We start from the raw sequence: 14,112 nt of genomic DNA, 5'->3' as shown, positions 1-14,112 counted from the left end.
GAATCATCTATTCAACGCCCTTATTACGCCGAGAATATTCATTTTCTGGATGGCGTGAGAGCGCCTCTACGCGCTGTAAGACTTTTATCAGCGCACGACATGTATGCTGCTTGCGACGCGTTTTTGAGTCAGACACAAAACTACCGACCAGAGCGCTGGCTTGGCTCAAAATCCAGTCGAGACGATCTTGTTCGTCTTTTCGTATGGAGTTTTGGAGCAGAGTGGCTACCTCACGGAGAATGGAAAGGCTCAGTTCAGCGCGCATTGAATAACGTGCGCCAACAGCTAATGAGCAACCGTAGACACGAATTCGATGAGTGGGACGATTGGGAATCTCTACAGTCAGATATTCATATTTCGCTTCAAGCGACTCGCAAGACTGTTGAGTTTTTCTGCGCGGGCGACCCGCGATTTCTGCCAATGCCGACAGACTTGTTCTTAGTCCCTGATCACTTCGGGAAATTTCTTTGCTCACTTGTTGCCGGATCTGTGAGTCCTGCATGGATCGCAACGGTTGATAGCGAAATGACACCGGGATGCCGTAATGGGCTGCATCCGATTTATGCTGAACGTGAGATTTAGAATTGCTCATGCCGCACCGCCTTTGCGTGAATTGCCGAATCTTTCTTCGATGTCCTGGCAGTTAACGCAGCGTGTAACTCCATAAATGGCGCGGCGACGTTTTTCTGGGATAGGAGCGTTGCAGTCTTCACAGAAAAATGCAGATACACCGACATGGCGATTAGTGATTAACGCAATGTTGCGAGCCAGCATTTCGTCAGTGCGCTGCTGTACGATGTCCATTGAGTCAGCCATTAGTGCGCCTCCTCAATCTGTGCCTGGATTTTTTCCGCTTCCTGATTAAGCAGCTCGGCTGCTTCGACCCAGGTTAATTCTTCCCGTCGAATTTTCGAGGCCAGGATGTTAAGGCGGGATATCATGAGGTCAGCACGACCGCGGCGTTCCTCGCGACGCGCATCATTCAGCATCATATCGAGTTCAATATATGAAGCAGATTTACTGGTGCCAGATGATTTATTCAGCATGTGATTTCCTTTATTCAGGCAAAGCGAATCCAGGCGGGTTTACGCCAATTAATTGCTTTGGGTTATTTAGTTCGAAATAGTCATTCGTTTGGGGAACAAACTCACAACGGCTTTCAGGTGGTTCATTGCGCGAATCAGTGCGTTTCTTTCATCAGTAGTGAGATCAGTAAAATCGGCTGAGTGCCGGTCTTTACCTATGTGCGCCAGGAAAAAAATGGCGCTTAACACACGTTTGTTATCCTGATAATTGCTGTCGGTCACGTTGCGCATGTCAGCAATAAAACGGGCTAAATCTTTTTCACAATTTCCTCCCATCAGTTGAGCCCGAAGCAGAGCAACATGATTCAGTGCGGCAACGCGTTGACCGGCTGTCAGTTCGACCAGCATGGAATCGCCTTCGATAGCCATGATTTGCCTCTCTTAGGTAATGCCTGTGCTTTTACTTCTGAAGATGACGGCGCTACCGGATTCCAGCGCTTACCGTTTTCTCCCATTATCCAGCCATGTCCGTATGACATGGATGGGCTTTGGCGTGTAAGTTTTGCTGCCAATGAGATCATGATTCCCCCTCAACTCATACCAAATGATGCACCGATGCCGCTGATAGCATCGACAGTTGAGGACAATGCTGGGTTAGCCTGAATACGCGCCTGTACCGCCATTGCCGCCAGCGTTAAGCAGCGAATACCGCTATTAACATTTTGCAGCAGGCCGCGTTTACAGTTGGCTGTCATAGGGTCTTTAGAGGTTGCGCCTGCTGCTAATTGGCCCACTTCTGCAGTAGCTTTCATGACATACAGGGGAAAATTCTCATCAGCGACTTCGTTTACCGGCACACAGGGGAGGCACTGGATTTGCGCCAGCAGGCCATCAACCAAAGTTGCATCCTCAGTGACATCGGTAAGGGCTAAAACCTCTAAGACGGTAAGCTGATGTGGCTGGTCTGGATTCAGCTTATTACGCAACGTCTGCGCACGCATGCCGGACTGCTTAGCGACTTCTTCCATGTTGTGAGCTAATGCGAATTTGCGACAGGCATCGTCGTAATGGGTATGGGTAGAAACCTTGAAATCAAACATGCTCAGATCCTTCTTAACTTGCAAAATCAAGTTATGGTTTGATGTAGCGGCATTTGATTGCCTGCTGGCGATTCTTTTCACGCCATGCAGCAACATTGATAAGCGGATTGCCATGTTTAGTCATGGTGGTTTCTACCACTTCGCCTGTCTTACGATTGGTGCGGTTCTGCGTATAGGTGAAAGATGGGGTAGGGGCGAGCAGCACAACCCCGTTGGCAATCCATTTCTCCAGCACAGACAGGCTAATGCGGTTGGCTGTAGCAAAGTCCTGCTTGGACATTGTTGGGGATGTGGCGAGCGTGACGGCTTTGTTTACGGCATCGTTTACCGCTTCGCTGATCGCTGGCATTAAAATCGCAGCGACATTGGCAATAAAATCTTGAGATTGCACTAAGTCAAATGCGTTCTGACTATTTGCATTTTCAGTATGCATAACGCAATATCTCCTCGTAATCGTTTTGTTCTACGGTGTTTCATGTGGTGTGAATGCACTTTAGATCGTAAAAACGATTTGGTAAATGATTATTTATCACTAATCGGTGTTTTTTTATGATTGAAGAGAAGGGCGGAAGTGCTCAGATTCTCGAAAGATTGATGTCATCTTACGGCGTCAACACTCAGAAAGACTTAGCAGCAGCACTGGATATTCCAGCAAACAACATCAGTGGTTGGACACAACGAGACAGCGTGCCAGGTAATGCAATCATCAAATGTGCATTAGACACAGGTGTTGATTTGCAGTGGTTAGTCTCTGGTAAACTTGCAAATGCAAGTTCGAGTATTTTGGGTGAAAGAATCTCTGGTAGTGCTCTTTACCAAGAGATTATGGCAAGTGGTGGTAAGCCAGTGCTGAGACGCATCCTCGATGCATATGGCTTCACAATGCAAAAACAACTCTGCGAGCATTTGAACATTTCATCCGGCACAGTAAGTACGTGGGTACGTCGTAATTATTTCCCTGGCGATGTAGTTGTAACTTGTGCTCTTGATACTGGAGTGTCGTTAGAATGGCTGGCGACGGGCAAAGATAAACCATCGCTCAATAGCATTGATCCTGCGTCTGACTTTTCCCAAGTTATAAAAATTGCAAAAGGTAAATTGACTGCAGGTAAACTCGCAGATAATGGATTCTATTATTTCGATAATTCATTTCTGTCTAAAGAGATACTAGAACCATTTCTAATCGAGTCAGCATCGAAATCTTGGATAATTGACTTAAGCCAGAAAAATATTAGCAATGGAAGATGGGTTATTAATATTGATGGTAACTTTGATGTTTATGATGTTACCAGAGTTCCGGGGAACAAGATTAACATTGTTGGCAAGACGTCGAGCTTTGAATGCAATGTTGATGAAGTAACTCCAATTGGAGTAGTGGTAAAAACGTTAGAAAATAATATTTAGATATAAGGATATAAAGATGAAAAAATTCTTAAAGTGGATATTTTATATTTTTGTTGGGTTGATGGTGATTGGATACTTCGCGGGTAAAAAGGAAGATGGCAATACTTCAACAAGTTCTACACAAACTAGTCAATCTACATCAGCTGCTAACGCCTCTCCAGCGGAAGCAACTCCACCGCAAAAACCCGTTTATCAAACTACAGCACGAAAGTTGTTTAATGATTATGATGAAAATGAAGTAGCTGTTGATGAGCAGCTCAAGGGCAAGCTCATTGCGGTTACTGGTATTGTTCAATCAATCGACAAAGACTTCACTGATTCGATTGTTATCAGTCTTAAAACTGATAACCAATTCATGCCAGCTCGTATGGATATGAAGGATTCAGAGAAGGCTACGGCAATGGGTCTCAAGAAGGGAAAACAAGTTGTGATCATCTGTGAGCGCATGTCACGAGTTGTTGGATCACCTTCTGGCCGCAAGTGCGTCTTCAATTAAAATAAATATCCTAATTGTGGCTGTGGTGATTTTTCCCGCAGCCCTGTTGAGCATATGAAAAAACTAAGTGTTTAGTAAATCAGATTTATTTTGGTAAAGATTCTTTATAAAGGAAATAATATGAATAATTTATACGAAAATGCCCCATTATTTGAGAGAACACTTGATTACATAACTAGCGAGGATTTAAAAGAATTATATGAGCTTGAAGAAGGTTGGTTTGTTGAGTTTAAATCAATAGCTCCAGAAAATTCAAAAGTAGCAAAAAGCATTAGTTCTTTTGCTAATGCATATGGAGGAATATTAATATTTGGAGTAATTGAAGATCAGAAAACACGAAAAGCAAAATCCTTTAATGGAATGGCTTTGGCCAAAGCTGAATCGTTAATATTAAACATAAGGCAATCTGTTCAAGCACATATCACCCCCAGCCCTTTTTATGAAGCTAAGATAATCGCAATTCCAGACACTAATGATGAATTTTTAGTATGGGTAAAAATTCCAAAGGGGAGCTCAGGCCCATATCTACATAGTAGTGGCGTGATTTACAGTCGGACCGGCGACTCATCAAGTCCTATTCATCTTAATGATCTGGGATTATTAGAAAGGATGTGGCGCGAGGGGGAGAGCCACAGATACAAGATAAAAAAGAGAATAGAATTGCTTCAAGACGCTCTGCCAAAAAATGTTCCTCGTGTTGAAATTTTTATTTGTGAGGATGAGAGCAACCCTAATGACTACGATGTGGTTAATTTCAGACAATTTAAAAAACTTGCTTTAGAAGAATTCCATCGTGGATCTTCAAGCATATTTAATAGTGCATATCCATTAGATAGCTCTTTTATTGCTCAACGTATGAATACAACCTCGATTGAATTGGGGGTTTTATGGGATTACGATGTGAAAAGAAGACTACATCATATAAGTATCCCTCTTGCAACGATGAGGTGGCATGATGAAGAACTTAATATTGCTTCGGAGAAATTAAATGATTATATAAGATTAGAAAAGTATCTTATAAGTAATGCTGGAGCAAACGAGTTCTTTATTGTTGACATGTCATACTGCGTTGGGATGATTTCTCAAATTCTTACCAAGGTTTTCCATTTAGGGCAGCTTACTCGTACTAAGAATAAACTTTTTATTAATGCTAGAGTCTGTGGCGTTAAGAAAACGTTAGCTGTGCTTAATTTTCCTAAGTTTTATGAAGAACTTAATAGTGGTGTCGTACCATTAATTTTCAGAGATCCGGATTTTATATATCCACTATCAGACTTTCAAAAATGGTCACCTCTTAAATTTTCGGACATTGACGATAATGGTACTGAACATGATGTCAGCAACGCCATCGCAATTTTTATAGCACTATGTGCTTCTATTGGAATAACAACATACTCGACTATGGGATTCGATGAGAACGATAACACTGACCCAGAATTTCTTGCCCAACATTATGCAAAGCTTTTAACTCAAAATTATTCATTTATGTGTGAAACAAATCCACACTACTAGTCAAATGAGGGCTGTCGGCGGTAAAAAAAGTAGTAATCTCATTCACTCTTAATCTTTGCCGCCATTACATCGCCACTTTTAATTTCAAGTTGTTGAAAATTAAGTGATAATATAGTATTCGGTCTTTTTTTGTTTAAATATCAAGATAAAAATCAGATCCACAAGATTCCCTATCCGATATTGTCCTTTCAGACCATCGCAGATTTTCCTCTCCGGAATGGAGATACTTTTCAGTCATCATTTCTGGCTGATGTCCTGCTGTGTTTAGCGAATAATTTGTCACATTCACTTTCAACGGTCGCACCGGCAGTTAACTGATTCCAGAAAAGATGAGGGGATTAATGATTAGCCCGATATCGGCATTGTTCCGCGTTTTAACGAACCCTTCAGCCAGACTTTCGGAGTAAAAAAATCATCAGGGCTGATCATGCAGATGCTTACGAGACGGCAGGATCAATGCCAGGTATTATGATTTTATCAGAATGAGCTTTATCGGGTCTGACATACAATCGGGTTAAAATCCTTTACAGATTATTGAATTGATCAATTCACAGGTGTCATGGTAATCCATTATTAATACAATTAATTGCTTATCTCAGGAGGTCAGGGTTATTTGCGTGGAGTTGTGATGCAGACAGGAATTTATAGTCAGAAAGGGTTCGTCACACCTATCCTCCCTGATAACTTAACTCAGTTTAAGGCGAATTTAAAAAAAAGATCAACGCGCACGCAAAAGCCGCCTTAACTTTGTTCAGAACGGTCTCCCCGAAAGTTAGCTTGATCCTCGGAATTCCAACCATTAGCGAGTTTTTTGCTCACTAGATAGCCGTACTTCAGGATACCGTAGCCAGCAGGTTGTGGTTTCCATCACGGTTAAATGAAGGCAGATACAAGAAATTTTATCATCCTGTTGCTAGGGCGAATCCCCTGTTCAGCAGAGATCAATCTGATAAGTAATTTGAAAAGCCAGGTTACGTCGACAGGCCTTAATTGGTGTTATCCCATTTTGATGATTGAGTGCCCTATCTATCCTAAGTAACAATTAAAAAGTTGTTGCCAAATATCGCGTTGAAAAATTTGTTACATAAAGCGGTTAATTAAATGCCTAATCATCAGGTGTGCGTCAGGTCTCATTATTTTAGAAGTAATAGGATAAAGATGGTCTTTTTGTCACCATTTGAAGTTTATTTTTTCCTGTAAATTATTTAATTTCCTTTGCTATCAGAGGCTTTATTGGATTTTATTAAAGCAGGGTTTGATTTTGAGGTCGGTTTGCTTAAATGGTATAAACAACCTGCAGCGCTGCTTCCTTTAAGCTTGATACTTCTTTGGGAGATTTAAAATATGGAAATTTTAAACATTATGCAGTCAACCTTTGTTGCTGGTGCAAGGGGGGCCTGTGGTCCTGCCTATGCTGGTGCCGGCGCCCGACAAAGCCAACAGAGTGGTGGCAATCGCACCGCTGGCAGTAATGGAAATGATGACATTTATGCAGGTACCGATGACTGTGTGATATCAATTGGCTCAGGCGCGTTGGGCGGTATAAAAGGGGAGCCAGGGGGAGCATTCATCGGTGACCTGTCAAACGGGTATAGCGCATGTATTGGTAGCTCAAACAATGGTACTGGGGGAGGGGCATCTCAATCAGGGGCCGGAAACTGCTCTGGTGGAATAGGTGGCGTATGCAATTAGAAAAGCATGCAAAAAAAATCACCTGGCTTATAGATTTTGCGGTAATGGCCCTGTGCATCGTTTTTAATGTGTCTTTTCTGCATGGTGTTTGCCTGTGGGATTCGACGTATTTTGACATACCGAGAGATATTTCCAGATATGCATTATACCTCACTAGCCTTATCGGGGCTGTGACGATAAGTAATAAGGTCGCTGATTTTTTAATACGATGTATTATAAAATCCTGATGGGCTGAATTTAAAGTCCACCCTGGTGGACTTTTTACTACTTTTTGTCTCACTATTCATAATGCTGAGCCATTAAGCTGGTCGCGGTTATCTGCTCACTAGATATACCATTGGTCGATTTTGCCATTTGGCAAAAATTGAGAGGGGAGTATTTATTGGCGGCGTTGAATGGTCAGGCCTGTTAGTACCAGGCGTTATCGTGATCGGAGAGCCTATTAAAATGTCACCTGACTGCATTTTCTTCTGGAACGAGAGCAATACCAACCCGGCATCAAATTAGGCGGACAGACCAGAGTCCGGCATGCAGCCAAACGCTACTCAGAGCAGTTTGTCACCTGTTGAATAGGTGACGATCGGCATTGGATCGCCAACACTCATAACTTAATCATCTGTGATGCCAACGGTTTCTTCACCGTACTTTATAACCTCTTCGATCAGCTGATACTCACTAAGCAAGCCGCGCTCAACAAGGCACATACATGGCCCGACCTGCGTATCATTCTGATTGATCGGGTTGGCGTCATCTGCAACGTCATGACTGGCCACAAACAGACTCAGCCGGATAGTCAGTACAAAACCATTACATCGCCATCCTCAGCCCGCCAATAAACTTGTTATCACTCGCGTTTGGCTTATCCTTACAGCTCAATCAAAGGGAGGTATGTTTATGAAAGCTGCAATTGCTAACAGTGAGCACCAGGTTGATGTTGTAGAAAAAACTCTGCGCCCGCTGAAGAATGGCGAAGCACGGCTGCGGATGGAGTGCTGCGGAGTTTGCCATACCGATCTGCATGTGAAGAACGGTGACTTTGGCGACAAAACGGGCGTAACGCTGGGGCATGAAGGTATCGGTATCGTGGAGGAAGTGGCGCCCGATGTTACCTCGCTCAAGCCTGGCGATCGCGCCAGCGTGGCGTGGTTCTTTAAGGGCTGCGGACACTGCGAATATTGTAACTCGGGTAACGAAACGCTCTGCCGCGACGTGGTCAATGCCGGTTATACCGTTGATGGCGGCATGGCTGAAGAGTGTATCGTGGTAGCGGATTATTCGGTCAAAGTACCGGAAGGGCTCGACCCTTATGCGGCCAGCAGCGTGACCTGCGCTGGCGTCACCACCTATAAAGCGGTGAAGGTGTCAGAAGTGAAACCCGGTCAATGGATTGCTATTTACGGGCTCGGCGGGCTGGGCAACCTCGCACTGCAATACGCGAAGAATGTCTTCAACGCCAAGGTTATCGCCGTGGATATCAGCGAAGGTCAGCTTGAACTGGCGAAACAGATGGGTGCCGATCTGGTAGTCAACTCCGCTACGCAGGATGCGGCTGCAGTTATTCAGGAAAAAACCGGTGGCGCACATGCGGCAGTGGTGACCGCCGTTGCTAAAGCGGCGTTTAACTCGGCTGTTGACGCGGTCCGTGCCGGTGGTCGGGTTGTCGCGGTCGGGCTGCCGCCTGAAGAGATGAGCCTGAATATTCCGCGACTGGTGCTGGACGGCATTCAGGTAGTGGGCTCGCTGGTCGGAACCCGTAACGATCTGGCTGAGGCTTTCCAGTTTGCTGCAGAAGGGAAGGTGGTGCCTAAAGTCACCAAACGGAAAATCGGCGAAATCAATACCATCTTCGATGAGATGCTTCAGGGAACCATTCGCGGCAGGATGGTGATCGATTTTACCGGTCAGTCAGCCTGATAGCGGAACGTTCGAATCTGTAGCCCGCGCTAGGCGGGCTTTTTTACGCCCCAGCACCGCCACAACTGGATGCCAGCAAAGGAAGAGAGTACCAGGTAGGCTTCAACTGTGGGCTGATTCTGCCAGTAAAGCAGAAGTGCAGGTCGGTGCATCTGCTGAACGATAAGAAAAAACCCCGCCGTAGCGAGGTTAATGCGTCAGGCTGCCTTACACCAGGCTGACCGAGAGCAGGGTAATCTCTGCGGTTTGCAGCGACATGTTCTTCTTAATCTCAAACATATAGGCTTCCAGCGCCTCTTCGACATCATGGCCTTCGATGAAAGCATGGGCGGTAACGTGATCTTCGCCTTTCGGCTTTATCACATAAGAAACGAACCACTTCTTATTCTGCATAATCAGCTTCCTTCTCTGTTTTAAATCATTTACCACGTGACCAGCGATGCTGGCTACTCAATCGGGGCGGGATGGAGCAGGTCAATCACGTCATCGATCTCATTGCTGGCCGCGTGGCGATCAAGTGCGACAGCGTAGTAGCGGCCTTTACAGTAGTGCCGCGTCACGGTTACCCGATGACCGGTATCACCATCAGCCTCATCGCCGGTTGCGGTTCGCAGATGCGGCGGGATCACCAGCTCCGTTTCGAGTTCATCAGCTTCGATAATCAGATGACCACCGTCGCTGGAAAGTAGCAGATGCTGAACGCTCATTGTCTCTCCTCTGTTGATCTCATGGGTACCGGAAAAGTGTAGCGCAAGGCTGTGAGGGCGCAGTGGGTGTGGCAAAGGCTTTTGCTGACCATTAAAAAAGCCCCGCTGACGGGGCTTAATGCAGAGAGGGGCACAACGCTGAGATCAGCCAGGCTGGTTGGCCAGTTTAGGTTTCAGCACCCGTTTGCCGATCTGGATACCTGGCTTCTCGACATATTTATACAGCAGCGACGCCAGCGCATAGGTGACCGGAATAGCGGTCACGCAGACGATCAGAAAGCGCACCAGATCGCTTTTAAATTCGATGTCGGTATGGTTAAGCAGCAGAGCGATCAGTGGAATCACAATCAGCAGATGCAGCAGGTAAACCGAAAACGACACGTCGCCCAGCCAGGTGCTCAGGCGGTTATTGAGCAGCTTACGCGGCAGCATAATCAGTCGTGCCATCACGCTGTTTTCGCGGTACTGCCACAGAATCGCGGTCATCCCGACAATCATCAGCGCTTCCATAATCACCTGCAGCTTAATCGCTTCCAGACCAATCGCCACGCTGGCGACCGGGCCCAGTAGCGCATAGGCCACGTAAAGCAGGGATTTACGGCGAATCGCTTCGGCCAGCAGCATTCCCGACAGGAACATGTTGAGCTTAATCAGGATCATCGACGGCATCTCAAAGGCTTCGTAGTAATCCGCCAGCAGATAACGTCCGGCGCAGCACAGCGCCATAATACCAATCAGTGAAGCCGCATAGCCGAATCGCAGCGTCACCAGCATGATGAACGGGAACAGCAGATAGAACTGCATCTCCAGACCAATGCTCCAGTCCGGCAGCACGGTATTGAAGCCATATTCAGGCAACAGGCCAAACAGGAAGCTGAAATGAGTGAGAATATTGGTCAGTGACTGATCGGTATAACGGGATGACTCGGTCGCGGTGCCTGAGTAGAAATGGGCAATGGTATCGCGCATCTCACCGAACCACGGACCGTAAATCAGGGCGATAATTAGCAACAGGTAATAGAGCGGGGCGATACGGAAAAAACGACGGATCCAGAATTTTTTAATGGTTTCAGCTTGCTGCCACGGCTCTTTTTGCTGGCGCTCAACGTAGTTTTTCGCCATCAGATAACCGGAAAGCAAAATAAACAGATCGACCCCAATCCCCGGTGACGAAATCAGCGTGATATGACAATGCACCAGCAGACTGATATGGCCGACCAGTACCCAAAGAGAGGCGATACCGCGTAACCCCTCCAGCTCCGTTGACCATCCTCGTGTTGCAGACATGAAAAATTCCTCGGTTTCCGTTTTATCCGTCTTTGGGCGCTCACTTAGCCTCAAGGCTGTGATTAAGTAAACGGGGCGACAACAAAGTGGGAAAATTCTGAGCGCGTTTTAGCAGTACACCTCAGGAGGAACAGGCAAGAAAATGCGGCAGGTTAACGGCCTGGCGTCAACCCGCGCAAATCATTCGTCAGGCGGCATCAGGCCAGCTTTAACAGGATCATACCGGCCAGCAGCAGGGTTAACCCGGCCCAGCCTTTTCTGTTGAGACGCTGGCCAAATAAGACCCAACCGGCCGCGACAGTGGCGATAATCCCAAAACCACCCCAGACCGCATAGGCCACCGACAATTCGATGCCTTTGACGGCTTGTGCCAGCGCACTAAAGGCCAGCAGAACCGACGCCAGTGAGAGCGCACCAATCAGCGGTTTCTTAAAGCCATTGGAGTATTTAAGAAAGATATTAGCGGCAATTTCCAGCACGATCGCCAGCGCCAGCCAGGCGGGATGAACCAGATCAGCGATGACCATGACTCACCTCCGGCGTGGCCAGGGTGCCGGTTTTGATCAGCACAATGCCAGCCACCAGCGTCACCAGGCCACCGAGTTTCAGTAGGGTCAGGGTTTCGCCAAACAGCTGCACGCTGAACAGGGTAATCAGCATAATGCCAATCCCTTCCCACAGCGCATAAGCCACGCCTAACGCAATGCGTTTAATGGCGAAGCTCAGCAAGATATAGGAGCAGGCAATCATCCCCAGCATCATCAGGTAGCCCGACTGGCTGCCGCTCAGGCTGGACCATTTCATAAACAGGGTGCCGATAATTTCAGTAGCAATAGCGAGTGATAATATGATCCATGCACGCATGGTTTTTCTCCAGCAACGATAACTATTCCTGCCATCACAACGGTGTCAGCAGACGCAGAATTCAGTCGAAGTGGAAAGGGGACTACAGGGCGCTGCGCCAGTGCCGATCGGCGGCGTTCCAGCCAGAGAGGAAAGGGGTAAAAGTGACAGGGATTGAAATGAACATTCTGCTCATAATATTCACGACGCATCCACTTTGTTGCTTCTCATCAGTGGACGAAGCAGGCCTCCGGTTATAAACACGCCAGATTTATAGCATTTTGCCTGATGGGTAATCAATAGCAGGATATGCTTCGTTTTGGGTTGATTTAGGTTTATCACAATGAAAAGTGATCGCGATCAGGAGGAATGTGTTAATCAGAGGTGAAGGTAAAAAACAGCCGGGCAACAAGGTGCCCGGCCGGAATTGCGTGACAACGTCACTGATTACTCAGCACGCTGCGGTACCTTACGCACCGGGGCATCGCCGGCAACGTAATAGCGGGCTGTGCTACGCGGCAGCGGATCGCGACCACGGATGATATCGGCAATCTTCTCGCCAATCATAATAGTGGTGGCGTTGAGGTTACCGGTGATGATCAACGGCATGATCGACGCATCGACCACGCGTAAGCCTTCGAGGCCATGCACTTTGCCTTCCCCATCGACCACGGACATCTCGTCGTAACCCATCTTACAGGTGCCGCACGGGTGATAAGCGGTTTCGCCGTGGTTACGCACGAACTCATCCAGCTGCTCGTCAGTCTGGCACTCCAGCCCCGGACTGATTTCACGGCCGCGGTATTTATCCAGCGCCGGCTGGTTAATGATCTCACGGGTGATACGAATCGCATCACGGAACTCGTGCCAGTCCTGCTCATGCGACATGTAGTTGAACAGAATGGCCGGATGCCGGCGCGGATCGCGTGACTTCAGGCGAACGTGACCACGGCTCGGTGAGCGCATTGAGCCGACGTGACACTGGAAACCGTGTGCATCGACCGCATTCGAACCGTTGTAGTTAATCGCCACCGGCAGGAAGTGATACTGAATATTCGGCCAGCTGAACTCTTCACGGCTGCGGATAAAGCCGCCCGCTTCAAACTGGTTGCTGGCGCCAATTCCGCTGCCGTTGAACATCCATTCGGCACCGATTTTCGGCTGATTCCACCATTTCAGGGCCGGATAGAGCGACACCGGCTCTTTGCATTCATACTGCAGATACATCTCCAGATGGTCCTGCAGGTTTTCACCCACGCCTGGCAGATCGTGCACCAGTGGGATATCAAACTGCTTCAGCAGTTCAGGCGAACCGACGCCGGAACGCTGCAGGATCTGCGGCGAAGCGATGGCGCCAGCGCACAACAGCACCTCGCGACGCGCGGTCACTTTGTTGATGCTGTTGCTGTCACCCTGCAGATACTCCACGCCGACCGCACGTTTGCCGTCGAACACAATCCGATCGGTGGTGGCATGGGTGATGATTTTCAGGTTTGGCCGGCCTTTAGCCTGATCCAGGTAGCCGCGCGCGGTGCTGGAACGGCGTCCCTGCGGCGTCACGGTGCGGTCCATCGGACCAAAACCTTCCTGCTGGAAACCGTTGAGATCGTCGGTGCGCGGATAACCCGCCTGCACACCGGCTTCAATCATCGCTTCAAACAGCACGTTATTGCCCGCTTTTGGCGTCGCCACACAAACCGGACCGTCACCGCCGTGGAACTCATTCGGGCCGATATCGCGGGTTTCCGCTTTACGGTAGTAGGGCAGGCAGTCGGGATAGCTCCAGTGCTCCAGACCGGGCGCGGTGGCCCAGTTGTCGAGATCCATCGCATTACCGCGGATATAACACATGCCGTTAATCAGCGACGAACCGCCCAGACCTTTGCCGCGACCACACTCCATGCGGCGATTGTTCATGTAAGGCTCAGGTTCGGTTTCGTACGCCCAGTTATAACGTTTTCCCTGCAAGGGATAGGCCAGCGCCGCAGGCATCTGGGTCCTGAAATCAAATCGATAATCCGGGCCGCCCGCTTCCAGCAACAGCACATTCACGTTGCTGTCCTCGGTCAGACGGGTGGCCAAAACGTTCCCTGCGGATCCGGCTCCAATAATGATGTAATCAAATTCCATTC

Annotated in this window: 17 protein-coding genes; 4 read left to right on the top strand and 13 right to left on the bottom strand. The window is 47.7% G+C overall.

Annotated elements, in window-relative coordinates; translation table 11 throughout:
- Positions 1-7: 7 nt before the first annotated feature.
- The 7 genes from WFK59_RS06865 to WFK59_RS06835 all read right to left on the bottom strand — a co-directional run bounded on the left by WFK59_RS06865 (position 8) and on the right by WFK59_RS06835 (position 2,558).
- Positions 8-592, bottom strand: a complete 585-nt coding sequence (locus WFK59_RS06865; protein WP_336755376.1) for a hypothetical protein — start codon at positions 590-592, stop codon at positions 8-10.
- The gene (locus tag WFK59_RS06860) at positions 589-816 is read right to left on the bottom strand and encodes a TraR/DksA family transcriptional regulator (RefSeq protein WP_336755375.1); all 228 of its coding nucleotides are present in this window, start codon (positions 814-816) and stop codon (positions 589-591) included. The genes WFK59_RS06865 and WFK59_RS06860 overlap by 4 nt, the downstream gene beginning before the upstream one ends.
- On the bottom strand, positions 816-1,046 hold the full coding sequence (locus tag WFK59_RS06855; protein ID WP_336755374.1) for a DUF2732 family protein: 231 nt from the start codon (positions 1,044-1,046) through the stop codon (positions 816-818). The genes WFK59_RS06860 and WFK59_RS06855 overlap by 1 nt, the downstream gene beginning before the upstream one ends.
- Positions 1,047-1,112: 66 nt before the next feature.
- Positions 1,113-1,454, bottom strand: a complete 342-nt coding sequence (locus WFK59_RS06850) for a DUF5347 family protein (RefSeq protein ID WP_336755373.1) — start codon at positions 1,452-1,454, stop codon at positions 1,113-1,115.
- Entirely contained in the window at positions 1,418-1,606 is a 189-nt protein-coding gene (locus WFK59_RS06845; RefSeq protein ID WP_336755371.1) for a phage filamentation protein Fil family protein, read from the bottom strand. The genes WFK59_RS06850 and WFK59_RS06845 overlap by 37 nt, the downstream gene beginning before the upstream one ends.
- Positions 1,607-1,615: 9 nt before the next feature.
- The gene (locus tag WFK59_RS06840; protein ID WP_336755539.1) at positions 1,616-2,125 is read right to left on the bottom strand and encodes a phage regulatory CII family protein; all 510 of its coding nucleotides are present in this window, start codon (positions 2,123-2,125) and stop codon (positions 1,616-1,618) included.
- A 31-nt stretch (positions 2,126-2,156) separates the two neighbouring features.
- Positions 2,157-2,558, bottom strand: coding sequence for a hypothetical protein (locus tag WFK59_RS06835; RefSeq protein ID WP_013509427.1), 402 nt, complete (start codon positions 2,556-2,558; stop codon positions 2,157-2,159).
- Between the two features lie 116 nt (positions 2,559-2,674).
- Here WFK59_RS06835 and WFK59_RS06830 point away from each other — a divergent pair, with 116 nt between their 5' ends.
- The 4 genes from WFK59_RS06830 to adhP all read left to right on the top strand — a co-directional run bounded on the left by WFK59_RS06830 (position 2,675) and on the right by adhP (position 9,143).
- Complete coding sequence (locus WFK59_RS06830; RefSeq protein WP_336755369.1) at positions 2,675-3,529, top strand: phage repressor protein CI; 855 nt, start codon at positions 2,675-2,677, stop codon at positions 3,527-3,529.
- 16 nt (positions 3,530-3,545) lie between these two features.
- Complete coding sequence (locus WFK59_RS06825; RefSeq protein WP_336755367.1) at positions 3,546-4,025, top strand: OB-fold protein; 480 nt, start codon at positions 3,546-3,548, stop codon at positions 4,023-4,025.
- A 120-nt stretch (positions 4,026-4,145) separates the two neighbouring features.
- Positions 4,146-5,537, top strand: coding sequence for an AlbA family DNA-binding domain-containing protein (locus WFK59_RS06820; protein ID WP_336755364.1), 1,392 nt, complete (start codon positions 4,146-4,148; stop codon positions 5,535-5,537).
- Positions 5,538-8,123: 2,586 nt separating this feature from the next.
- The gene (gene adhP / locus WFK59_RS06815) at positions 8,124-9,143 is read left to right on the top strand and encodes an alcohol dehydrogenase AdhP (RefSeq protein WP_233987950.1); all 1,020 of its coding nucleotides are present in this window, start codon (positions 8,124-8,126) and stop codon (positions 9,141-9,143) included.
- Between the two features lie 207 nt (positions 9,144-9,350).
- Here the strand turns inward: adhP and WFK59_RS06810 are convergent, their stop codons facing one another.
- The 6 genes from WFK59_RS06810 to betA all read right to left on the bottom strand — a co-directional run bounded on the left by WFK59_RS06810 (position 9,351) and on the right by betA (position 14,110).
- Entirely contained in the window at positions 9,351-9,536 is a 186-nt protein-coding gene (locus tag WFK59_RS06810) for a hypothetical protein (RefSeq protein ID WP_336755363.1), read from the bottom strand.
- Between the two features lie 53 nt (positions 9,537-9,589).
- Positions 9,590-9,850, bottom strand: coding sequence for a hypothetical protein (locus WFK59_RS06805; protein ID WP_233987952.1), 261 nt, complete (start codon positions 9,848-9,850; stop codon positions 9,590-9,592).
- A gap of 144 nt (positions 9,851-9,994) precedes the next feature.
- Complete coding sequence (locus tag WFK59_RS06800; RefSeq protein ID WP_336755362.1) at positions 9,995-11,137, bottom strand: acyltransferase family protein; 1,143 nt, start codon at positions 11,135-11,137, stop codon at positions 9,995-9,997.
- Positions 11,138-11,334: 197 nt separating this feature from the next.
- Entirely contained in the window at positions 11,335-11,664 is a 330-nt protein-coding gene (gene mdtI / locus WFK59_RS06795) for a multidrug/spermidine efflux SMR transporter subunit MdtI (protein ID WP_233987954.1), read from the bottom strand.
- Positions 11,651-12,001, bottom strand: coding sequence for a multidrug/spermidine efflux SMR transporter subunit MdtJ (gene mdtJ / locus WFK59_RS06790; protein ID WP_233987955.1), 351 nt, complete (start codon positions 11,999-12,001; stop codon positions 11,651-11,653). The genes mdtI and mdtJ overlap by 14 nt, the downstream gene beginning before the upstream one ends.
- A 426-nt stretch (positions 12,002-12,427) precedes the next feature.
- Positions 12,428-14,110: a choline dehydrogenase gene (betA, locus tag WFK59_RS06785; RefSeq protein WP_262287672.1), complete on the bottom strand. Its 1,683-nt coding sequence runs from the start codon at positions 14,108-14,110 to the stop codon at positions 12,428-12,430.
- Positions 14,111-14,112: the final 2 nt, after the last annotated feature.

The organism is Pantoea sp. USHLN298, assembly GCF_037149395.1.
GTDB classification, from domain to species: domain Bacteria; phylum Pseudomonadota; class Gammaproteobacteria; order Enterobacterales; family Enterobacteriaceae; genus Pantoea; species Pantoea astica.
This window is presented reverse-complemented; position numbering and strand designations above follow the sequence as displayed.